This window comes from Oryzicola mucosus (genome assembly GCF_014534685.1).
Classification (GTDB): Bacteria; Pseudomonadota; Alphaproteobacteria; order Rhizobiales; family Rhizobiaceae; genus Oryzicola; species Oryzicola mucosus.
Map to the genome: position 1 here is coordinate 549,526 of NZ_JACVVX010000001.1, position 22,456 is coordinate 571,981.

At 64.3% G+C, this 22,456-nt stretch carries 15 protein-coding genes; 7 read left to right on the forward strand and 8 right to left on the reverse strand.

The window, feature by feature from the left end:
* Positions 1-50: 50 nt before the first annotated feature.
* Positions 51-2,837 (reverse strand): [protein-PII] uridylyltransferase, encoded by a 2,787-nt coding sequence (locus ICI42_RS02630; RefSeq protein ID WP_188162967.1) that lies wholly within the window; start codon positions 2,835-2,837, stop codon positions 51-53.
* Positions 2,838-3,021: 184 nt separating this feature from the next.
* On the opposite strand from ICI42_RS02630, the gene ICI42_RS02635 reads away from it, so the two are divergent.
* Genes ICI42_RS02635 through ICI42_RS02645 form a run of 3 tightly spaced genes read left to right on the forward strand, consistent with a single transcriptional unit; the run spans position 3,022 to position 6,580 of the window.
* A complete protein-coding gene (locus ICI42_RS02635; protein ID WP_188162968.1) occupies positions 3,022-5,535 on the forward strand; it encodes a heavy metal translocating P-type ATPase in 2,514 nt (837 codons plus the stop codon).
* Positions 5,536-5,562: 27 nt separating this feature from the next.
* Positions 5,563-5,934: a CopM family metallochaperone gene (copM, locus tag ICI42_RS02640; protein ID WP_188162969.1), complete on the forward strand. Its 372-nt coding sequence runs from the start codon at positions 5,563-5,565 to the stop codon at positions 5,932-5,934.
* A 40-nt stretch (positions 5,935-5,974) separates the two neighbouring features.
* Positions 5,975-6,580, forward strand: coding sequence for a YdeI/OmpD-associated family protein (locus ICI42_RS02645; RefSeq protein WP_188162970.1), 606 nt, complete (start codon positions 5,975-5,977; stop codon positions 6,578-6,580).
* On the opposite strand, the gene ICI42_RS02650 is transcribed toward ICI42_RS02645, so the two are convergent.
* Positions 6,577-7,734, reverse strand: coding sequence for an MFS transporter (locus ICI42_RS02650; RefSeq protein WP_330999095.1), 1,158 nt, complete (start codon positions 7,732-7,734; stop codon positions 6,577-6,579). The two genes, ICI42_RS02645 and ICI42_RS02650, sit on opposite strands and share 4 nt — an antisense overlap.
* Before the next feature lie 144 nt (positions 7,735-7,878).
* Between ICI42_RS02650 and pepT the strand changes: the two genes are divergently transcribed.
* Positions 7,879-9,111, forward strand: coding sequence for a peptidase T (pepT, locus tag ICI42_RS02655; protein WP_188162971.1), 1,233 nt, complete (start codon positions 7,879-7,881; stop codon positions 9,109-9,111).
* 301 nt (positions 9,112-9,412) lie between these two features.
* Here the strand turns inward: pepT and ICI42_RS02660 are convergent, their stop codons facing one another.
* Entirely contained in the window at positions 9,413-11,701 is a 2,289-nt protein-coding gene (locus ICI42_RS02660) for an NADP-dependent malic enzyme (protein ID WP_188162972.1), read from the reverse strand.
* Between the two features lie 143 nt (positions 11,702-11,844).
* Between ICI42_RS02660 and mutS the strand changes: the two genes are divergently transcribed.
* The 3 genes from mutS (at position 11,845) to ICI42_RS02675 (ending at position 16,244) form a co-directional block, all read left to right on the forward strand.
* On the forward strand, positions 11,845-14,535 hold the full coding sequence (mutS, locus tag ICI42_RS02665; protein WP_188163688.1) for a DNA mismatch repair protein MutS: 2,691 nt from the start codon (positions 11,845-11,847) through the stop codon (positions 14,533-14,535).
* A gap of 139 nt (positions 14,536-14,674) precedes the next feature.
* Positions 14,675-14,893, forward strand: coding sequence for a hypothetical protein (locus ICI42_RS02670; RefSeq protein ID WP_188162973.1), 219 nt, complete (start codon positions 14,675-14,677; stop codon positions 14,891-14,893).
* Between the two features lie 67 nt (positions 14,894-14,960).
* Positions 14,961-16,244 carry a GNAT family N-acetyltransferase gene (locus tag ICI42_RS02675; RefSeq protein ID WP_188162974.1) on the forward strand — a complete coding sequence of 428 codons (1,284 nt, stop codon included), beginning with the start codon at positions 14,961-14,963 and terminating at the stop codon, positions 16,242-16,244.
* Between the two features lie 53 nt (positions 16,245-16,297).
* Here the strand turns inward: ICI42_RS02675 and ilvD are convergent, their stop codons facing one another.
* The 5 genes from ilvD to iolD form a co-directional block, all read right to left on the reverse strand.
* Complete coding sequence (gene ilvD / locus ICI42_RS02680; RefSeq protein ID WP_188162975.1) at positions 16,298-18,139, reverse strand: dihydroxy-acid dehydratase; 1,842 nt, start codon at positions 18,137-18,139, stop codon at positions 16,298-16,300.
* A 243-nt stretch (positions 18,140-18,382) separates the two neighbouring features.
* Complete coding sequence (iolB, locus tag ICI42_RS02685) at positions 18,383-19,195, reverse strand: 5-deoxy-glucuronate isomerase (protein ID WP_188162976.1); 813 nt, start codon at positions 19,193-19,195, stop codon at positions 18,383-18,385.
* A complete protein-coding gene (locus ICI42_RS02690; protein WP_188162977.1) occupies positions 19,167-19,406 on the reverse strand; it encodes a DUF3329 domain-containing protein in 240 nt (79 codons plus the stop codon). Before ICI42_RS02690 ends, iolB begins: the two co-directional genes overlap by 29 nt.
* Positions 19,407-19,490: 84 nt before the next feature.
* A complete protein-coding gene (gene iolE, locus ICI42_RS02695) occupies positions 19,491-20,408 on the reverse strand; it encodes a myo-inosose-2 dehydratase (RefSeq protein WP_188162978.1) in 918 nt (305 codons plus the stop codon).
* Positions 20,409-20,442: 34 nt separating this feature from the next.
* Positions 20,443-22,293: a 3D-(3,5/4)-trihydroxycyclohexane-1,2-dione acylhydrolase (decyclizing) gene (gene iolD, locus ICI42_RS02700; RefSeq protein WP_188162979.1), complete on the reverse strand. Its 1,851-nt coding sequence runs from the start codon at positions 22,291-22,293 to the stop codon at positions 20,443-20,445.
* Between the last annotated feature and the right edge of the window lie 163 nt (positions 22,294-22,456).

Consider the following 22,456-nt stretch of genomic DNA (forward strand, 5'->3'; position numbering starts at 1 on the left):
GGCACCAATATCAAGACGTCTGCACCCTATGACACCCCTCTCTGAGCAACTCATTCCGCTGCGGCCTTCTCAGCCTCGACGGCGCCGTCCAGCTTGGCCACCAGCCGCGCCTTGATGTTTTCCATGCGCGTCGGATTGTCGATCTTCTGGCCAGTCAGGTCGGTGACGTAGAAGGTGTCGATGACCTTCTCGCCAAAGGTGGTGATGTGGGCCGAGGCGATGTCGAGCGACAGGTCCGACAGCGCGCCGGTGATCTCGGACAGGAAGCCGGGGCGGTCTAGCCCCTCCACCTCCACCACGGAGAACCGGTTGGACAGCGAGTTGCGCACTTCGGCGCGCGACTGGATGCGGAATATCTTCTGGCCGCGCTTGGGCTTGGAGCGCTTGGCGATGATCTCGGGCAGCCAGCTCTTGCCGGACAGCACGTCCTCGATCAGCTTGCCGACGCGTTCGGCGCGGCGGCGCTCATCCTCGTCGCGGTCGAATTCGCGGCTGATCAGGATGGTGTCGAGCGCACGCCCGTCGGCGGTGGTGAAAATCTGCGCGTCGACGATGTTGGCGCCGGATGCCGCGCAGGCGCCTGCGATCACCGACAGCAGGCGGGGGTGGTCCTGTGCGAGCACGGTGATCTCCGTCACCGCCTCGAACTCATGCGTCCGCACCATGGTGGCGAGCCGCTTGCCGGTCTCGTCGACATTGCGGATGAAGTCGGCATGCCGCACCTGATCGGCCAGATCGACGGTCAGCAGATAGTTGTCGTAGTGCAGCTTCACATAGTCCTTGCGCGCCTTTTCCGGCCAGGCGGCAAGCGACTCCGAAAGGCGCGCACGGGCCGCCATGGCGCGCTCGGCGCGGGTCATGTCGGAGAAGCCGCCGGTCAGGAGCAACTCAGTCTCGTAATAAAGCGTGCGCAGCAACTGGCCCTTCCAGCCGTTCCAGACGCCGGGGCCGACGCCCCGGATGTCGCACACCGTCAGGACCAGGAGCAGCTTCAGCCGCTCCACCGACTGCACGATATCGGCGAAGTCGCCGATCGTCTTGCGGTCGTTGAGGTCGCGCGTCTGCGCCGTCATCGACATGACGAGATGGTTCTCGATCAGCCATGCCACCGTCTCGGTGTCGGCGGGCGACAGGCCCATATGCGGGCAGATGCGCCTGGCGATCTTGGCGCCGGCTTCGGAGTGGTCCTCGGGCCGCCCCTTGGCGATATCATGCAGCAGTACGGTGACATAGAGCACCTCGCGCTGCTTCTTCAGCCCCGGCATCAGCGAGTGCGACAGCGGATGGATCTTTTCGCCATCGCCATGCTCGATCTCCGACAGCACCTTGATGCATTGCAGCAGGTGCTCGTCCACCGTGTAGTGGTGGTACATCGAGAACTGCATCATCGCGACGATCTTGCCGAAATCCGGAATCAACCGGCCGAGCATGCCGGCCTCGTTCATCCGGCGCAGGTTGAGCTCGGGGTCGCGGTCCGACGTCAGCACGTCCATGAACAACCGGTTTGCTTCCGGATTGCGCCGCAGATTGCGGTCGACCAGGCTCAGCGACCGGGTCAGAAGCTTCAGCGCATCGGGGTGGTATTCCAGCCCATGCTTGTCGGCGAACCAGAACAGCCGGATCATGTTGACAGGATCGTGTTCGAACACCTGGTCGTTGGCGATGTTGATCCGATGGTTGTCGACGATGAAGTCGCTGGTGCCGGCGAGCTTGCGGCGGCGGCGCGAAAAACCGGCGATCAGCCGGTTGAAGCCCGGAACATGCTTGGCCTGCTCCTCCTCAAGCGCCGCGCAGAAAATGCGCGTGAGGTCGCCGACATCCTTCGCCACCAGGAAGTAGTGCTTCATGAAGCGCTCGACGCCCGACAGGCCGGGCTGGCTAGTGTAGCCCAGCCGCTCGGCGATATCGCGCTGGATGTCGAAATGCAGCCGCTCCTCGGCCTTTCCAGTGAGGAAGTGCATGTGGCAGCGCACCGCCCAGAGAAAATCGTCGGCCTTGAGAAACTGATTGTACTCGGTCTGGGTGAAGACGCCCTTTTCGATCAGTTCTCTGCCGGTGCGGACACGATAGAAATATTTGGCGATCCAGAACAAAGTCTGCAGGTCGCGCAAGCCGCCCTTGCCGTCCTTGACATTGGGCTCGACCAGATAGCGCGTCTCGCCCGCCTTGGTGTGGCGCACGTCGCGTTCGGCCAGCTTGGCCTGGACGAATTCCGAGCCGGTATCCTTCACCACCTCGCGGTCGAAACGCAGGATCAGTTCGTCGTAAAGCCGCTGTTCGCCCCACAGATAGCGCGCTTCCAAAACAGCCGTGCGGATGGTGATGTCCTCACGCGACAGCCGCAGGCATTCCTCGAGGTTGCGGGTGGCATGGCCGACCTTCAACCCCATGTCCCACAGCATGTAGAGCATGTATTCGACGATCTGCTCGCCCCAGGGGGTCTGTTTGTAGGGCAGCAAAAACAACAGGTCGATGTCGGAGCCCGGCGCCAGCGTGCCCCGGCCATAGCCGCCGACGGCAACGATGGCCATGCGCTCGGCGGTGGAGGGGTTCTTCGCCCGATAGACATGGGTGACGGCGAAATCGTAGAGGCAACGGATCACCTCGTCCATGACGTGGGACAGCCGCTCAGCGCAGGCGATGCCGCCGCCATCGTCCATCAGCATCGCTTCCGCCACCTTGCGGCCGCTGGCGATGCGTTCCTTCAGAAGCTGCAGCGCCTTGCTTCGCACAGCGACGCTCGATCCGTCGCCATTCGCGCCGGTAAGCGCCGACAATTCGACGCGCAAGGCCGCGGAATCGATCAGTTCGTCCAGCTTAAGGGGAATCTTGCTCATAGGCGGATCAGGTCTCGGCTTTTCGGCGGCGTCTATAGCGCGAAATTGGGGGCATGGGTATGGCATTGCCAGCCTGCGAGCCGGACACTGCACGCGAAAGTGCAACATTCGGTAAAATTGCCTGTTGACCTTCCAGTTGCTGGAACCCCTACAACGCCAGCCGACTGGAATTCCGAGTATCGACATGACCCATTCGCACGATCATCACGACCACGCCAAAGGCGCCTGCTGTTCGGGCCACGGCAAAGCTGCGACACCGGACGCCGAGGCGGTGCTGCGCGATCCTGTCTGCGGCATGGTTGTGGATCCGAGCGCCGGAAAGCCGAGCGTCGAACACGACGGCCATGTTTATCATTTCTGTTGCGCCGGCTGCCGCGACAAGTTTGTAAAGGAGCCGGACAGCTACATTTCCGCCACCGATCCGGTCTGCGGCATGACCGTGGCGCGGGCGAGCGCGAAGCATTTCCTGCGCCATGAGGGCGACAAGTTCTATTTCTGCTCAGTGCGCTGCAAGGACAAGTTCGAGGCAGAGCCGGCACACTATCTCGGCGACCGCCCTGCTCCGAAGCCTATGCCAAATGGCACGCAATACACCTGCCCGATGCATCCGGAGGTGGTGCGCGACAAGCCAGGCTCCTGCCCGCTCTGCGGCATGGCGCTGGAGCCGATGGGCATACCCACCGGCGACGAAGGCCCCAATCCCGAACTGGTCGACTTCACCCGTCGCTTCTGGGTCAGCGCTGTGCTGTCCATCCCGCTGCTTGTGATCACGATGGGACCGATGCTGGGCCTGCCCTTCCGCGACTGGATGGGCGAGCGCGCAGCGGTTTGGGTCGAGTTCGCGCTGGCCACACCGGTGGTGCTTTGGGCCGCCTCGCCGTTCTTCCATCGCGGTTGGGACTCCATCGTCAACCGCAGCCCCAACATGTTCACGCTGATCGCCATCGGCGTGGGCGCCGCCTATCTCTACAGCGTCGTCGCCACCCTGTTCCCGGACATCTTCCCGCACGAATTCCGCGGCCATGGCGAGGCCGTGCCGGTCTATTTCGAGGCCGCGGCCGTCATCATCGCGCTCGTCTTCCTCGGTCAGGTGCTGGAACTGAAGGCGCGCGAACGCACCGGCCACGCCATCCGCGCCCTGCTCAACCTCGCGCCCAAGACAGCGCGCCGCATCGGCGCCGACGGCTCGGAAAGCGAGGTTCCCCTGGACGAGGTGAAGACAGGCGACCGCTTGCGCATCCGTCCGGGCGACAGCGTACCGGTCGACGGCACCGTGCTAGAAGGCCGCACCGCCATCGACGAATCCATGATCACCGGCGAACCGCTGCCGGTCGAAAAAACCGCAGGCGACGCAGTCACCGGCGGCACGCTCAACCGCAACGGCACGCTCGTCATCAAGGCCGAGAAGGTCGGTGCGGAGACCGTCTTGTCGCAGATCGTCGAGATGGTCGCCAAGGCCCAGCGCAGCCGCGCGCCGATCCAGGGATTGGCCGACCGGGTGTCGTTCTATTTCGTGCCAACCGTGGTTCTGGTCGCCGTCCTGGCGTTCGCCGCCTGGGCGATGTTCGGCCCGCAGCCCAGCATGGCGTTTGCCATCGTCTCGGCGGTGTCGGTGCTGATCATCGCCTGCCCCTGTGCGCTCGGCCTCGCCACGCCCATGTCGATCATGACCGCAACCGGGCGCGGCGCGCAGGCCGGCGTCCTGATCAAGGATGCCGAGGCGCTGGAGCGGTTTTCGGGCGTCGACACGCTGATCGTCGACAAAACAGGCACGCTGACCGAGGGCAAGCCGAAGCTCACCGATGTGATCGTGCTCGAAGGCTTTGCCGAGGACGAGCTTCTGGCTCTCGCCGCAGGCCTTGAAAAGGGCTCGGAACACCCGCTCGCCGAGGCGATCCTCGAGGGCGCGGCCTTGCGGAACATCTCGGCTGCCACGGCCACCGAGTTCGAGGCGATCACCGGCAAGGGCGCGGTGGCTACGGTTTCCGGCCGTAAGGTCGCCATCGGCAATTCCGCTTTGCTGCGCGACCTCGGCATCGACCTCTCCGCCTTCGGCGACAAGGCGAACGCTCTGCGCGCTGACGGCAAGACGGCGATGTTCGCAGCCGTCGACGGCAGGCCGGCCGGCATCGTCGCCGTTGCCGATCCGATCAAGGCAACAACAGCCGAGGCCATCGACGCGCTGCACCGGTCCGGCCTGCGCATCATCATGGCGACCGGCGACAATGCGGGCACTGCCAGTGCCGTGGCAAAGCGCCTCGGCATCGACGAGGTGCGCGCCGACATGCTGCCCGAGGACAAGAAGGCGCTGATCGACGAACTGCACGCCAAGGGCGCGAGGGTGGCCATGGCCGGCGACGGCGTCAACGACGCCCCCGCGCTGGCGGCCGCCGACGTCGGCATCGCCATGGGCACCGGCGCTGATGTCGCGGTCGAGAGCGCCGGCATCACGCTGGTCAAGGGCGACCTCAACGGCATCGTGCGGGCGCGAACGCTGGCGCAGGCCACGATCCGCAACATCCGGCAGAACCTGTTCTTCGCCTTTGCCTACAACGCGCTGGGCGTGCCTGTAGCAGCCGGCGCGCTCTATCCGGTGTTCGGTATCGTACTGTCGCCGATGCTGGCAGCCGCGGCGATGAGCCTGTCGTCAGTGTCGGTCATTTCCAACGCATTGCGCCTGCGCTCGCTCAAGCTCTGAATTTCCCGACTGTCAAAGGAGACCATCATGACCTTTCGCAAACCGCTGATCGCCCTTGCCGCCGCTGCTCTTCTCGGCACCGGCTTCGCCCAGGCGCAGCAGGATCACAATGGCCACTCCATGGGTGCGGAAGCATCCGCCAGCGCCTCGACGGAGGCCTATAAGGCGGCCGCCGAAACAATGCACAAGGACATGGCTATCGACTATTCCGGCGATGCGGATGTCGACTTCGTGCGCGGTATGATCCCGCATCATCAAGCCGCCATCGATATGGCCGAGGTGGTCTTGCAATACGGCAAGGACCCCGAAATCCGCAAGCTGGCGGAAGCGGTGATCTCAGCCCAGCAGGCCGAAATCAAGCAGATGCAGGACTGGCTTGCCGCCCATCCGGTGAAGTAAACTCGCTTCGCGGCGCCCCTCCGGCGCGGAGGAAGATGCCATGGCGCCGGTGACGGTCGATCCAGGAAAGGTTCGGGAGTTCGGTGATAAGGACAGCTTCTACAGCTGGCTCGCCGAAAACCATGATTGCGCCGATGAAGTCTGGATCAAGATCCACAAGGTCAAATCGGGACTGAAATCGATCAGCCCGACTGAAGCCATCGACGTGGTGCTGTGCTGGGGCTGGATCGACGCGATCCGCAAGGGGTTTGACGACAAGAGCTTTTTGCAGCGCTACACCAAACGCGGCAAGAAGAGCATCTGGAGCCAGATCAATGTCGACAATGTCGCGCGGCTGATCGAGGAAGGCCGGATGACCGAGCACGGCCTTCGAGAGGTCGAGGCGGCCAAGGCCGACGGTCGCTGGGACCGGGCCTATGCCAGCGGCAAGGATATGAAAATCCCCGACGATCTGCAGGCCGCCATCGACTCCAGTCCGAAGGCAAAGGCGATGCTTGCCACGCTCACCGCACAGAACCGCTTCGCGCTCGCCTTCCGCATGCATCACATCAAGACGGCAGCGGGCCGGAAAAAGAAGATCGAGACCTTTCTGACGATGCTGGAGCGCGGCGAAACGATCTACCCGCAGCGGGTGAAGGAGCGCTAAGCCTCGCTCTTGCTGCGCCAGAGAAACAGCACGAAAGCAGCGCAGCCGGCGGCCGCGAAAATCGCCAGGCCATGCGGGATCGACTGCATGGCGAGGCCGCCCAGCGGCGGGCCGACCAACGCGCCAAGCCCCCAGGCGACCGACATGATTGCGTAGAGCGCGACGAGATCGCCGCCCTTGAAGCGGCTGCCGACGATGGTGATCATCAGCGTGTAGATGCCGACGAACACGCCGCCCCATAAAAACAGCAGCACATAGGCGAGCCAGCCATGGCTCAGCATCGCCGGCCACAAAGCGGCGCCGATGGTCGACAGGACAGCCAGCACCATGACGAATTTGCGCCTGTCGACACGGTCGGCGAGCCAGCCGATGGGCAGTTGCAGCACGATGGCGCCTGCCAGAAGCGTGGTGATCAGAAGCGTGGCGGGCTTTTCCTCCCAACCCAGCTCCATGGCATAGATGGCGAGCAGGCTGAGGCCTGCCGTTTCCATCGCCGAATTGAGCGCGGTGGCCACGATGGCGATGGGCGCGAGCTGCCAGGCGCGGGCCAGGGTCATCCTGGTATGGTGCTCGACCACCTGCGCCTTGGGCTTGCCCCAGATCAGCACGGCGGCGGCCACCAGGGCAAAGGCCGCGCCGATCAGGAAGGGCAGAGCGCCCTGGCTGCCGGCGATGACCAGGATCAGCGGGCCGAGCGCGAAGCCGAGCGACAGGCAGGCGCTGTACATCGCCATGGTCTGGGCGCGGGTCTTTTCTTCAGTGACCTGGTTGAGCCAGGTTTCGGACACCACGAACAGGCTTTCCGACACCACGCCGAGCGCCAGCCGCAGCGGAAACCACAGCCAGATCAGCGGCACGGCTGGAAACAGCAGCAGCAGCACGCCGCCGGCGATCAACGCCACCAGCGCGGTGCCCGCCGTGCCGAAGCGGGCGACGATCTGCGGCAGGAAGGGCGCTATCGCCAGAACCCCCAGCGCATGCATCGCGGCATTGAAGCCGATGATGGTCTCGCTGTAGCCGTCCTCGGTGAGTTGCAGTGCTATCAGCGGCGCGCTCAGCCCGTAGGTCAGGCCGAAAATCGTCGCCGTCAAGATGATCGCCGTCTTGTCGCGCCACACGCTCGGTCGGCCCGCTATCGTATCCTGCTGCGCCACGGTCTTGCCCCTTTTTCCCGGCCACGATACCAACAGGCCGGCCGCCCTCTCCCGGCGGGACCTCGACCTTTGCTACCGCAGGATGGTAAATTTTCCACCAGCCCTTTGCATAGTCCTTTCCGCATCGTGCTCAACGGAGCCGCCATGACCGATACCGTACTCGACCGCTTCCTGCGCTACGTCGTCATCGACACTCAATCCGACCCGACCTCGAAGTCCCAGCCGACCACCGAGAAGCAGAAGGTGCTGGGCCGTCTGCTGGTCGAGGAACTTCTGGCAATGGGCATCGCCGACGCACATCTGGACGATCATGGCTATGTCTATGCCACGATCCCGGCCAACACAGACAAGACGGTGCCGACCATCTGCTTCTGCTCGCATATGGACACCGCGCCGGATTTTTCCGGCACAGGCGTCAAGCCGCAGATCGTCAGGAATTACCTGGGCGGCGACATCGCCCTGCCGGGCGACGCCAGCCGCGTTATCCGGACCGCCGAGCATCCCGCACTCGCCCACCAGATCGGCAACGACATCGTCACCACCGACGGCACCACGCTTCTGGGCGCCGACGACAAGGCGGGCGTGGCCGAGATCATGACGGCTGCTGATATCCTGATGACGGACAAGACCATCCGCCACGGCGTGATCAAGATCCTGTTCACGCCCGACGAGGAGGTCGGTCGCGGCGTCGACAAGGTCGACCTGAAAAAGCTGGGCGCTGCGTTCGCCTATACGATGGATGGCGAGACCACCGGCCATATCGAGGACGAGAGTTTTTCAGCCGATGGGGTGGAGATTTCCATCACCGGCGTGGCGATCCATCCCGGTTTTGCCAAGGACCGCATGGAAAACGCCATCAAGATCGCCGCCGCCATTCTCGACCGGCTGCCCAAGGATATCGCGCCCGAAACCACCTCCGGCAAGCAGGGGTTCATCCATCCCGTTTCCGTCACCGGCTCGATGGAGAAGGCCCGGATCGAGCTGATCGTGCGCGATTTCGACGAGGAAGGGCTTGTCGCCAAGGAAGCGCTGCTGCGCCAGATCGTGGCGGACGTTTTGGCTGGTTTTCCGGGATCGACGGCGGGCTTCGAGGTCAAGAACCAGTACCGCAACATGAAGGTGGTGCTCGACCGGCATCCCGAAATCATGGACAACGCGCTGGAAGCGGTGCGCCGCGCCGGCATGGAGCCGGTGCGCGGTTCGATCCGCGGCGGCACCGACGGCTCGCGCCTCTCCTTCATGGGGCTGCCCTGCCCCAACATCTTCGCCGGTGGCCACGCCTTCCACTCGCCGCTGGAATGGGTCTCCCGCCAGGACATGGAAAAGGCCGTTGCGACCATCGTCGAACTGGCCAAGGTGTGGGAAGAACGGGCTTAGGGGTGGCGCGCCGAGTTGACAGCTGTCAACTTTGAAGGAGGTTGGCGCCCCGTCCTTCTCCCCTTGCGGGAGAAGGTGCGCCGAAGGGGCGGATGAGGGGTGTTGGAAGAAACGAGGCGGGAAAGAAAAGATAACGATTTAGAGGGTCAGGCGCACAATCATCGCCCGTTCACTCCGTCCAGCACCCCTCATCCGACCTCGCTGTCGCTGCGCTCGCTCGGCCACCTTCTCCCGCAAGGGGAGAAGGGAAGGACGCGTTGTCGTCTCATCAAGTTCGCCGCTCGGCGAAAGCCCGCCCCCCTCAAGCCCCTGCCGTATAGGCGGCGATTGCCGCCATGTTGACGATGTCGGAATCCTTGGCGTTGAGCGGCACGATCTGGACGGGCTTGTTGAGCCCGACCAAGAGCGGGCCGATGACGGTGGACCCGCCGAGTTCCTGCAGCATCTTGGTCGAGATCGAGGCCGAGTGGAACGCCGGCATGACCAGCACATTGGCCGGACCGGACAGGCGGCAGAACGGATATTGCTGCATGACCTTGGCATTGAGCGCGACATCGGCGGCCATCTCGCCATCGTATTCGAAGTCGACGCGGCGCTTGTCGAGCAGGCGCACCGCCTCCTGCACGCGCTCGGAGCGTTCGCCCTGCGGGTGGCCGAAGGTCGAGTAGGCGAGCATGGCGACGCGCGGCTCGTAGCCCATGCGCCGGGCAAAGCCCGCGGCTTCCTCGGCGATGTCGGCGATCTGCTCCGCGTTCGGCATGTCGTGCACCGCCGTATCGGCAACGATGACGGTGCGGCCGCGCGCAAGAACGATGGAGGCGCCGATGACGCGGTGGCCGGGCCGCGCGTCGATCACGCGGCGGACATCCTCGAGCGCCGTGGAATAGTTGCGCGTCACGCCGGTGACCATGGCGTCGGCATCGCCCAGCGCCACCATGCAGGCGGCGAAGTGGTTGCGGTCGTTGTTGATCAGGCGCTGGGCGTCGCGGAACAAGTAGCCCTTGCGCTGCAGCCGCTCGTAGAGATAGTCGGCATAGATCGCGTTCTTGCGCGACAGGCGCGCATTGATGATCTCGATGCCCGGCTTGTCGAGATCGACACCGGCATTGCGCGCATTTTCCTTGATGACCTCGTCGCGGCCGACCAGAATGGCGGTGCCGAGCTTCTGGTTGACGTAGGAGACGGCTGCCCGCATCACCTGCTCTTCCTCGCCCTCGGTGAAGACGACGCGCTTGGGCTGGCGACGCACGCGGTCGTAGATGCGCTGCAGGGTGGAGGCGATCGGGTCGCGGCGCGCCGACAGCTCCTGGGCGTATTTGTCGAGGTCGAGGATCGGCCGCCCTGCAACACCCGATTCCATCGCCGCGCGCGCCACGGCGACCGGAATGGCCGACAGCAGGCGCGGGTCGAACGGCACCGGAATGATGTATTGCGGGCCGAATTTCGGCCGGTTGCCCTGATAGGCGGCGGCAACGTCGTCGGGCACGTCCTGGCGGGCGAGATCGGCGAGCGCCTGGGCGGCGGCGACCTTCATGGCATCGTTGATGGTGGTGGCCCGCACATCGAGCGCGCCGCGGAAGATATAGGGGAAGCCAAGCACATTGTTGACCTGGTTCGGATAGTCCGAACGGCCGGTGGCCATGATGGCATCGGTGCGGATTTCGGCGACCTCCTCGGGCGTGATCTCCGGGTCGGGATTGGCCATGGCGAAGATGATCGGGTTCTTCGCCATGGACTGGATCATGGCGTTGGTGAAGGCTCCGCGCGCCGACAGGCCGAACACGACGTCGGCACCATCCATGGCATCCGCCAAAGTGCGGGCATCGGTGGGCGCGGCGTGCGCCGACTTCCACTGGTTCATACCTTCGGTGCGGCCCTGATAGACCACGCCCTTTGTGTCGCACAGAATGACGTTTTCGGGCGAAAAGCCCATCGCCTTGACCAGTTCGATGCAGGCAATGCCCGCAGCGCCCGCGCCGTTGCAGACCAGCCTGGTATTTTTCATGTCGCGGCCGGTGATGTGCAGCGCGTTGATCAGGCCGGCGGCCGCGATGATGGCGGTGCCATGCTGGTCGTCATGAAAGACAGGAATATCCATCAGCTCGCGCAGGCGCTGTTCGATGATGAAGCACTGCGGCGCCTTGATGTCTTCCAGATTGATGCCGCCGAAGGACGGGCCGAGATAGCGCACGCAGTTGATGAATTCGTCGGCATCCTGCGTATCGACCTCGAGATCGATGGAATCGACGTCGGCGAAGCGCTTGAACAGCACCGCCTTGCCTTCCATGACAGGCTTGGACGCCAGCGCGCCGAGATTGCCAAGGCCGAGAATGGCGGTGCCATTGGAAATGACGGCGACCATATTGCCGCGCGTGGTGTAGTCGAAGGCCCGCGACGGGTCCTCGGCAATCGCCAGCACCGGTACGGCGACACCTGGCGAATAGGCGAGAGAAAGATCGCGCTGCGTCGCCATCGGCTTGGTCGGGTTGATCTCAAGCTTGCCGGGCCGCCCCATCGAATGGAATTCGAGCGCTTCCTGCGCGCTGACGGACGGGCTGCCGGAGATCGAGGACTTGCTGTTTGCGGCCATGATTGCGAGCGTTCCTACCCTGGATGACTTCTTTTTGTGGAGCGTTCCGGATTAAGGCTACACATCGCCGCTGTAAACCGCCAAGCAGGAGCGGATATCTCATTTTTGCGGACGAGCCCTTGGACGACACCAACCAATCCGCCATGGCGGCGCTGGAAGCGGCGAAAGCCGGCGCCACGCCGATGATGGAACAGTATATCGAGATCAAGTCGGCGAATCCGGATTCGCTGCTGTTCTATCGCATGGGCGATTTCTACGAGCTGTTTTTCGACGATGCGGAAAAGGCGAGCCGGGCGCTCGGCATCGTGCTGACCAAGCGCGGCAAGCACCAGGGCGACGACATCCCGATGTGCGGCGTGCCGGTGCATGCCGCCGACGACTATCTTCAGAAACTGATCGGGCTCGGCTTCCGCGTCGCGGTGTGCGAGCAGGTCGAGGACCCCGCCGAAGCCCGCAAGCGCGGCAGCAAGTCGGTGGTCAAGCGCGACGTGGTGCGGCTGGTGACGCCCGGCACGATCACCGAAGACAAGCTACTGGCGCCTTCGGAATCGAGCTTTCTCATGGCGCTGGGCCGGGTCAAAGGCAACGCCGACCAGTGCCTCGCCATGGCCTGGATCGAGATATCGACCGGCATTTTTCGCGTCGCGGAGACCACCGCCGACCGGCTGGCGGCCGACATCTTCCGCATCGACCCGCGCGAGGTCGTTCTGCCGGACACGATGTTTTATGACGATGAGTTGAAGCCGGCCTTCGACCTGATCGGACGTATCGCCAATCCGCAGCCGGCTGCTCTATTCGATTCGGCATCCGCGCCCGGCCGCATCGCGCGCTTTTACGGCGTGGCGACGCCAGACAGTTTCGGCGCGTTTTCGCGCGCTGAGCTGGCGGCGATTTCGGGCGCCATCGCCTATGTCGAGAAGACGCAGAAGGCGGAGCGGCCGCCTCTGGCCCATCCCGAGCGCGAGCAGAGCGGCTCGACGCTGTTCATCGATCCGGCGACACGCACCAATCTCGAACTGCTGCGCACCCTGTCGGGCAGCCGCGAGGGTTCTCTGTTCCGGGCGGTGGACCGTACGGTGACGGGCGGCGGCGCGCGGCTTCTGGCCGACCGGATGATGTCGCCGCTGACCGATCCGGAGGCGATTGCGCGCCGGCTGGATTCGGTGTCGTGGTTCCAGCGCGAAACGCGGACGGCGGATGCGCTGCGGCAGTGCCTCAAGGGCGTCGCCGACATGCCGCGCGCACTGTCGCGGCTGGCTCTCAATCGTGGCGGTCCGCGCGACCTCGGCGCGCTGCGCGCCGGCTTCGACGCTGCGCGCGCGGCCGCCGAGCTGTTTGAGGCAGCCGAACTGCCCAAGGAACTGGACGCCGCCCTCGCCGCCATCAAGGCGCTGCCGGCAGTCTTCGCCGATCATCTCTACAACGCCCTGGCTGACGAGTTGCCGCTGCTCAAGCGCGACGGCGGCTTCCTGCGCGAAGGCTATGACGCCGAGCTGGACGAAATGCGGGCGCTGCGCGACCAGTCGCGGCGGGTGATCGCGGCGATGGAACGCGACCTGATCGAGGAGACGGGCATCCGTTCGCTGAAGATCCGGCACAACAATGTGCTGGGTTATTACATAGAGGTGACCGCCAACCACCAGGCGATCATGAACGGCAGCGACGAGGCGAAGTCGCGCTTCATCCACCGCCAAACCATGGCGAGCGCCATGCGCTTCACCACCACCGAGTTGGCCGGGATCGAGACCAAGATCGCCAACGCCGCCGACCGGGCGCTGGCGATCGAGCTGAAAGCCTTTGAGGCGCTGTCTTTGGAAGCGGTCGAGCATGTCGAGACCATCCGCGCCGGCGCTGACGCGCTGGCCGTGCTCGATGTGTCGTCCGCACTTGCGGTGGTGGCGATCAACGAGGCGTGGAGCAGGCCGCAGGTGGATGCGGGGCTCGCCTTCGACATCGAAGGCGGCCGGCATCCGGTGGTTGAGCAGGCGCTGCGGCGCGAGGCCGGTGCGCCTTTCGTCGCCAACGATTGCGACCTGTCGCCCGGCGAGGGTTCCAGGACCGGAGCGATCTGGCTTCTGACCGGCCCCAACATGGGCGGTAAATCGACCTTCCTGCGCCAGAACGCGCTGATCGCAATCCTGGCGCAGATGGGCTCCTTCGTGCCGGCCAAGCGCGCCCATATCGGCGTCGTCGACCGGCTGTTCTCCCGCGTCGGCGCCTCCGACGACCTGGCGCGCGGGCGCTCGACCTTCATGGTCGAGATGGTCGAGACTGCGGCGATCCTCAACCAGGCGACCGAGCGCTCGCTGGTGATCCTCGACGAGATTGGACGCGGCACCGCGACCTTCGACGGCCTGTCCATCGCCTGGGCGGCGGTCGAATATCTGCACGAGAAGAACCGCTGTCGCGCTGTCTTCGCCACCCATTTCCACGAGCTGACGGCATTGGCCGGCAAGCTCGAGCGGCTGCACAACGTCACGATGCGGGTGAAGGAATGGGAGGGCGACGTCGTCTTCCTGCACGAGGTCGGCAAGGGTGCCGCCGACCGCTCCTACGGCGTGCAGGTGGCGCGGCTGGCCGGTCTGCCGGACGCTGTGGTGCAGCGCGCCAAGGCAGTTCTGCACCAGCTCGAAGAGGGCGAAACCTCCGGCAAGGCCAACCGCCTGGTCGACGACCTGCCGCTGTTTTCCGCAGCCGTCAGGCGCGAGGAACCCAAGCCTGTGGCCAACGACGCTTTGGCAAAAAGCCTGTCCACGCTTGTGCCCGACGAGATGACGCCGCGCGAGGCGCTGGAGGCGCTGTATCGGCTGAAGGAACTGGCGGCGAATCGGTGATTAAAAAGCCGGGTCGAATGGTAGTATCCGGTCGGATTGTACCTGAATAACCGCGTCACCATATCTTATGACGAAGTCACTGTTACGCGACATATTGCCGGTTGGGTATCGGTGTTGCTGCCACTGGATCTGGAAAAACATGCTTCTGCATTTTTTGCATGCGATTGCCCTGTTTCTGGAGTTCGTCGGTTTACCGATCTGGCAGGTGTTCAAGAAGCCGGAACGCAGCAACGCCATAAACGATTACAGGCTTCACGAACCCTATCCCGAGCAGGCAAACGTCTCGCCACCACCGCGAAATGTCGAGACTCCGATCTTTTACACGGAAACAGTAGCGAAACGCCCAACCGTTTCTTAAGGCGAGGGATGTAGTTTGACGCTGGTTTGCGGCTAGGCGCAGCGGTTCGAGACAGGGGTAGAGCTTCATGGCGGCCATTCCGCTGATGGAGGAGATGAGGGGCGGACCAGCCGGCACACTGATTGCCGGCATGGCCGGTGTTGCCGAAAGCCCGGCCGATCCTACCCATGTCGAATTGATCGAAACCAACCGCCAGGCGCGCCGGCTGTCGATCTACCCTGCTTCCGCCGGCTTCGACCTGGTCGAGGAACTGGACTTTCTCAGCGCGCGCACCATCGAGCCGAATGTCTTCTTCAATCCGCGCTTTCTCGCACCCGCCATGCCCAGGCTGGAGGACCGCGAGGTCCGGCTGGCCGTCATCCGAGACGGCGACGAATATAGCGGGCGCTTGCGAATGCTCCTGCCTTTTTCGGTCGAGAAACCGCCGATTCCGCTTGGCGTCACCGTCATGCGCACCTGGTCGAGCCCGTTCGGGCCGCTCGGCATGCCTCTGATCGACCGAGACGATCCGGAAGGCGTGGTCGAGGACCTCATCTCCATCATGTCGCGGCCGCATCTCAAGCTGCCCAGCGTCTTCGTGCTGCCCGACATACGCCTCGACGGGCCGGTGGCGCGCATGCTGCGCTCGGTGGCCGAAACCGGCGGCCTGCCCCTGGTGATAACGTCGAAGGTGGAACGGCCTTTCCTGCACAGCGATCTCGACGGCGACGCCTATCTGCGGCGTGCGATCAGCCCGCATCATTACCGCAACCTCGCACGCCTGAAGCGGCGCTTGTCCGAACAAGGCGTGGTCGAGCATGTGACGGCGCGCAGCCCCAACGATATCCGCCCCGCGGTCGAAACCTTCCTGACGCTGGAAGCCTCGGGATGGAAAGGGCGCGCCCGTTCCGCCATGGTCAACGACCGGCTTCGCGCCGCCTTCGCGCGCGAGGCGATCCACGGCCTCGCCGAACGCGACAAGTGCCGCATCCACCAGCTGACGCTGGACGGTCGCGTCATCGCCAGCCTCGTCGTCTTCGTCGAGGCGGGCGTGGCCTATAGCTGGAAGACCGCCTATGACGAGAGCCTGTCAGCCTATTCGCCGGGCGTGCTGCTGGTGGCGGAAGTCACTCGGCAGCATCTGGAAGATCCCAATATCGACATGACCGACTCCTGCACCGTCCCCGATCATCCCGTGATGAGCCGGCTATGGACCGAAAGGCGGCCGATCGGCACCATGGTCATCGGCATGCGGCCCAACACCGACCGCATCACGCGGCAGGCCGCTTCGCAGCTCCATCTCTATCGCGAGACGCGCAACATGATGCGGCTGTTCAGAAACCGTGTGAAAGCGGTGTTCCGGAAGAAATAGGCCTGCTTCCCCGTCACCGATATGACGGGGAAGGTCGCTTCAGATCGACCCGCTCAGCCCAGCTTGCCGAGATCCCGCACGGCGCCGCGATCGGCCGAGGTGGCGAAAGCCGCATAGGCCTTGAGCGCGGTGGTCACGTTGCGCTTGCGTGGATGCTGCGGCTTCCAGCCGAAGGCGTCCTGCGCGGCACGGCGCTCGGCCAGGGTGGCTTCGTCAACCGCAAGGTTGATGGTGCGGTTGGGAATGTCGATCTCGATGGTGTCGCCATCCTGCACCAGGCCGATGATGCCGCCATTGGCCGCTTCCGGCGACGCGTGGCCGATCGACAAGCCTGACGTGCCGCCGGAGAACCGTCCGTCGGTGATCAGCGCGCAGGCCTTGCCGAGGCCTTTAGACTTCAGGTAGCTCGTCGGATAGAGCATTTCCTGCATGCCGGGTCCGCCCTTGGGGCCTTCGTAGCGGATGACGACCACGTCGCCGGCCACAACCTCGTTGCCCAGAATGCCCTTCACCGCCGCGTCCTGGCTTTCGAACACCTTGGCCGGGCCGGTGAATTTCAGGATCGATTCGTCCACGCCCGCCGTCTTCACGATGCAGCCATCGAGCGCCAGATTGCCCTTGAGCACGGCCAGGCCGCCATCCTTGGAGAAGGGGTGCTGCGCGTCGCGGATGACGCCGTTCTCGCGGTCGGTGTCGAGCTCGTCCCAGCGCGCCGCCTGGCTGAACGCCGTCTGCGTCGGGATGCCGCCGGGTGCGGCGGAAAACAGCTTGAGCGCGGCCGGATTGTCGGTGACGGCGATGTCCCAGGACGCCAGCGCCTCGGCCATGGTCTTGGCGTGGACGGTGGGCAGGTCGGTGTTGAGCAGGCCGGCGCGGTCGAGTTCGCCAAGGATCGCCATGATCCCGCCGGCGCGGTGTACGTCTTCCATGTGGACATCGGCCTTGGCCGGCGCGACCTTGGACAGGCAGGGCACGCGCCGCGATAGGGCGTCGATGTCGGCGAGGTCGAAATCGATCTCGCCTTCATGGGCCGCCGCCAGGATGTGCAGCACGGTGTTGGTCGAGCCGCCCATGGCGATGTCGAGCGCCATGGCGTTTTCGAACGCCTTCTTGCTGGCGATCTTGCGCGGCAGCGCGGTTTCGTCGTCCTGCTCGTAGTAGCGGCGGGCGAGGCCGACGATGCGGCGTCCGGCCTCCAGGAACAGTTCCTTGCGGTCGGCATGGGTGGCCAGCGTCGATCCGTTGCCGGGCAGCGACAAGCCGAGCGCTTCGGTCAGGCAGTTCATCGAATTGGCGGTAAACATGCCCGAGCAGGAGCCGCAGGTGGGGCAGGCAGAGCGCTCGATGACCTTGACGTCCTCGTCGGAGATCTTGTCGTCAGCCGCGGCCACCATGGCGTCGACCAGATCGAGCGAGACGGTCTTGCCGTGCATGACGACCTTGCCGGCTTCCATCGGCCCGCCGGACACAAAGATGGTCGGGATGTTGAGGCGCAATGACGCCATCAGCATGCCGGGGGTGATCTTGTCGCAGTTGGAGATGCAGACCATGGCGTCGGCGCAGTGCGCGTTGACCATATATTCGACCGAGTCGGCGATGAGTTCGCGCGACGGCAGCGAATAGAGCATTCCGTCATGGCCCATGGCAATGCCGTCATCGACCGCGATGGTGTTGAATTCCTTGGCGACGCCGCCGGCGGCTTCGATTTCGCGCGCGACCAGCTGGCCGAGGTCCTTCAAATGCACATGGCCGGGCACGAACTGAGTGAAGGAATTCACCACCGCGATAATCGGCTTGCCGAAGTCGGAATCCTTCATGCCGGTGGCGCGCCATAGGCCGCGCGCGCCCGCCATATTGCGGCCGTGAGTGGTGGTGCGCGAACGATATGCAGGCATGGCGGTTCTCGATCTTCTTGCGAGTTGGCTACAAAATCTGCCGTTTCAAGCTCGGTGAGCCGCCGAAAACAGCGGCTATGGCGATCCTGAAGGAGGCGTACCCGTCAGTACACCACTATCGAATGCGCATAAAGCTGAAATTTTCAGCATGCCTATCCGACCCGAAACGGCTTCGAACCGTGAGTATAGACGCAAAATATCCCACGATTGAGGCAGACTTGGATTGCGGGCAAGCCGTGCCGCTCACGCCTTCATCAGCCACTCATGTTCGGGCGCGTTGTGGAACTTCCAGGTCCGCTTCGGCCCGGCCATGACGTTGAGATAGTAAAGATCGTATCCGTGGCAGGTGGCACAGGGGTGATAGCCCTTCGGCACCAGAACCACGTCGCCGTCCTCGATCGCCATCGCCTCGTCCAGTTCGCGCACGCCCTCTGCATCGGCATCGGTATAGACGCGCTGGAAGCCAAAACCCTGCGGCGGGTTGAGGCGATGATAGTAGGTTTCTTCGAGGTAGGATTCGGCGGGAAGATTGTCCTGGTCGTGCTTATGCGGCGGATAGCTCGACGTGTTGCCGGCCGGTGTGATCACCTCGACAACCAGAAGCGAATCGGCGGGGTCGCCCTCGGGCAGGATGTTGGTGACGTGACGCGTGTTCGAGCCCTTGCCGCGCACTTCCTGCTTGACGTCGTCGGGGCCGATGACGCGGGCGGGCAGGCCGCCGCCAAGTCCGGGAGCCGTGCAGATTGCAAGTTCCAGGTCGGTCTCGGCCGTCACGGACCAGTCCTTGCCCTGCGGCACATAGAGCGACCACGGCTTGCCCTCGAAGACGCTCATGCGTTCGCCAAGTGTGCCGAAATCCTGACCGGCGGCTGTTGCCGCGCCCTTGCCGGTGACGAAAACCAGGCAAAGCTCCCTTTCGCCCGACGAAGCCGAGGCCGTCTCGCCCGCTTTCAACCGGTAAAGCTCGAAGCCGACATAGCGCCAGCCGGCACTGTCCGGCGTGACATGGGTGACGCGGCCGGTGCCCTTACCGCTCTTGATCAGAAGTCGTGACATCGTCGGTTTCCTCCTTCGCCGCTTCCGGTTCCGGCGCGGGCTTGTAGTTGATCAGGAACTGCCACGCCCCCAGCACGGCCATGCCGCCGACCAGCGTCGCCCAGAAGGACGAGCCCATATAGAGTTCGAAACCGGCCCATGCCACGCAGAAGGCGACAAGGAGAATGCGGCGCCACAGCGGACGAAAGAAGGGGTGGCTGGTGTCTCCCACGGGCGATCTCCTGTGTTGCTCAACAGTCCCTTCCGGTCATCCCAGGGCCCGCTTGTCAAGTGCGGGGCTGGCATTGTCATGCTTTCACGCGTCGGGAAAGGCCTGCGTCTCGAGCGTATAGCCGGAAGCTTGCATCACGCGGGTCAGTTCCGCATGGCCGACCTCAGCCATCTTGAGCGGCGGGTTTTTCCTGGGGTCCTGCTCGGCCTCAACGACGAACCAGCCCTCATAGCCGTGATCGGCAAGCCGTTGGACGATAGCGCCGAAATCCAGCGACCCGTCGCCCGGCACGGTGAACGCGCCCAGCGCCACGGCATCGAGGAATGACTGCTTGGACCAGTCCAGCCCATCGATCACGGTCTGGCGGATATCCTTCACATGAACGTGGTTGATGCGCTTGTGGTGGTTGTCGATGGCGCGCAGCACGTCGCCGCCGGCAAAGGCCAGATGGCCGGCATCGAGCAGCAGCGGAATGCCTTCGCCCGAATGCTTCATGAAGGCGTCGATCTCATGCTCGAACTGCACCACCGCGGCCATGTGGTGGTGATAGGAGAGCGGCATGCCCTGCTCCGCGCACCATTCGCCGAACGCCGTCAGCTTGCCGGCATAGGCCTTCATCTCGTCGTCCGACAGCACGGCCTTGGTGGCGAGCGGCTTTGCGCGGTCGCCCTGGATCGAGCGGCCGACCTCGCCATAGACGATGCAGGGCGCGCCGACCGCCTTGAACAGGTCGATCATCGGCTGGATGCGATCCTTGTTCGCCGCCAGTTCCTCATCAACCAGCGTGCCGGAAAACCAGCCGCCGCACAGCGTCACGTCAGCCTTTCTCAGGATCGGCAACATCTCGTCCGGCGTGCTCGGAAACCGGCGGCCCTGCTCCATGCCGATGAAGCCGGCCGACCGCGACTGGCGCAGACATTCCTCCAGCGAAACGTCGTCGCTGAGTTCGACGAGATCGTCGTTCCACCACGCAATAGGGGACATGCCCAGTTTGGCTTTCACGTCATCAACTCCGGTTTTGTCTCGTCGTCTGCGCTCAATTGCCCACACGCTGCCGTTTCACAGCCTGCTCATAACCCTTCCGGGCAGCATTCACTTCCACCCGCTCGCTGACTTCGGGCACCGCCACGTCCCACCAGGTGCCGCCGGCCTCGGTGGAGATCAGCGGGTCGGTCTCGATGACGACGACTGTGGTGCGGTCGTTGCCTTTTGCCCGGCTCAGTGCGGCTTCGAGATCGGCGATGGACGCCGCCTTGTCAGACACCGCGCCCATGCTCGCGGCATGGGCTGCGAAATCGACCTCGGGCAGCACCTCGTGGCGCGCATCCTTCAAGAGATTGTTGAAGTTGGCGCCGCCGGTGGCCATCTGCAGCCGGTTGATGCAGCCATAGCCACGGTTGTCCAGCAGCACGACGGTCAGCTTCAGCCCGAGCATGATCGAGGTGGCGATTTCCGAATTCAGCATCAGATAGGAGCCGTCGCCGACCATGACGACGACCTCCTTGTCAGGCCTCGCCATCTTGACGCCCAACCCACCGGCAATTTCGTAGCCCATGCAGGAGAAACCATATTCGGCGTGGTAGGACCCTGGAGCACCGGCCTGCCACAGCTTGTGCAACTCGCCCGGCAACCCGCCCGCTGCATGTAGTAAAACGACCTCTTTGCCGAGCGCACGCTGGACGGCGCCGATCACCTGCCCGTCGGACGGCAGGGCGGCATTGGTCGCAGCCGTCACCTTGGCGGCATCGCCCTGCCAGGCCGTCTTGCCGGCCTTGGCGCTCTCGGTCCAGGCGCCGGGCGCCTTGTAGCCGCCAATGGCGGTCCCGAGTTCGGCAAGCCCTTCGCGCGCATCGGCGACCAGCGGCAGAGCGCGGTGTTTGCCGGCGTCGAAGGCCTGCACATTGAGCCCGATGATGGTGTTGCCCTCGGCCTTGAACAGCGACCACGAGCCCGTGGTGAAATCCTGCAGGCGCGTTCCGACCGCGAGCACGACATCGGCCTCCTCGGCGAGCCGATTGGCGGCGGAGGTGCCGGTCACGCCGACAGCCGCCATGTTGAGGGCATCGTCGTCGGGAAGCGAGGATTTGCCGCCCTGTGTCTCGGAAACTGGAATACCGGTGGCGGCGGAGAATTTTGCCAGTTCCTCGGAGGCGCGGCTGTAGAGCACGCCGCCACCGGCGACGATCAGCGGCTTTTTGGCTGCTTTCAGGGCAGCGGCCGCGGCCGCCAGTTCGTCGCGGTCGGGGCGTGGCCGACGCGGCGTCCAGATGCGTTCGTCAAAGAAGCTCTCGGGATAGTCGTAAGCTTCGGCCTGCACGTCCTGGCACAGCGCCAGCGTCACCGGTCCGCATTCGGCCGGGTCGGTGAGAACCTGCATGGCGCGGGCAAGCGCGGGGATGATCTGCTCCGGCCGGGCGATGCGGTCAAAATAGCGCGATACCGGGCGGAAGCAATCATTCACCGTGACCGTGCCATCGCCGAAATCCTCGGCCTGCTGCAGCACTGGATCGGGAATGCGGTTGGCGAAAACGTCGCCGGGCAGAAACAGCACCGGCAGCCGATTGACATGGGCCAAGGCGGCAGCCGTCACCATATTGAGCGCGCCGGGGCCGATGGAGGTGGTCGCGACCATCATGCGGCTGCGGAAATGCGCCTTGGCATAGGCAATGGCCGAATGCGCCATCGCCTGCTCGTTATGGGCGCGAAAGGTCGGCAGCGTGTCGCGGACCTGATAGAGCGCCTCGCCGATCCCCGCGACATTGCCATGGCCGAAAATCGCCCAGACGCCGCCGAACAACGGCAGCTTCTCGCCGTCGATAACGGTCATCTGTTTCGCCAGGAAACGCGTCAGGGCCTGCGCCATCGTCAGGCGGATGGTGTTTGCCATGATCATGCTCCTTGGGGAAATGCGTACTGAATTCCAGGAAGGCCGCGTTCCGTCGCGCCCCCCTCTGCCCTGCCGGGCATCTCCCCCGCATGGGGGGAGATTGAGCCTTCATCAAGGCCTTCGCAAACCGTCACCGCAGCAGGAGATACGGGGCGCGCGCAAC

Excerpts from the sequence above, each read along its gene's own strand:
- ICI42_RS02630 (WP_188162967.1), bottom strand. The coding sequence starts at position 2,837 with ATGAGCAAGATTCCCCTTAAGCTGGACGAACTGATCGATTCCGCGGCC.
- ICI42_RS02635 (WP_188162968.1), top strand. The coding sequence starts at position 3,022 with ATGACCCATTCGCACGATCATCACGACCACGCCAAAGGCGCCTGCTGT.
- copM (WP_188162969.1), top strand. The coding sequence starts at position 5,563 with ATGACCTTTCGCAAACCGCTGATCGCCCTTGCCGCCGCTGCTCTTCTC.
- ICI42_RS02645 (WP_188162970.1), top strand. The coding sequence starts at position 5,975 with ATGGCGCCGGTGACGGTCGATCCAGGAAAGGTTCGGGAGTTCGGTGAT.
- pepT (WP_188162971.1), top strand. The coding sequence starts at position 7,879 with ATGACCGATACCGTACTCGACCGCTTCCTGCGCTACGTCGTCATCGAC.
- ICI42_RS02660 (WP_188162972.1), bottom strand. The coding sequence starts at position 11,701 with ATGGCCGCAAACAGCAAGTCCTCGATCTCCGGCAGCCCGTCCGTCAGC.
- mutS (WP_188163688.1), top strand. The coding sequence starts at position 11,845 with ATGGCGGCGCTGGAAGCGGCGAAAGCCGGCGCCACGCCGATGATGGAA.
- ICI42_RS02670 (WP_188162973.1), top strand. The coding sequence starts at position 14,675 with ATGCTTCTGCATTTTTTGCATGCGATTGCCCTGTTTCTGGAGTTCGTC.
- ICI42_RS02675 (WP_188162974.1), top strand. The coding sequence starts at position 14,961 with ATGGCGGCCATTCCGCTGATGGAGGAGATGAGGGGCGGACCAGCCGGC.
- ilvD (WP_188162975.1), bottom strand. The coding sequence starts at position 18,139 with ATGCCTGCATATCGTTCGCGCACCACCACTCACGGCCGCAATATGGCG.
- iolB (WP_188162976.1), bottom strand. The coding sequence starts at position 19,195 with ATGTCACGACTTCTGATCAAGAGCGGTAAGGGCACCGGCCGCGTCACC.
- iolD (WP_188162979.1), bottom strand. The coding sequence starts at position 22,293 with ATGGCAAACACCATCCGCCTGACGATGGCGCAGGCCCTGACGCGTTTC.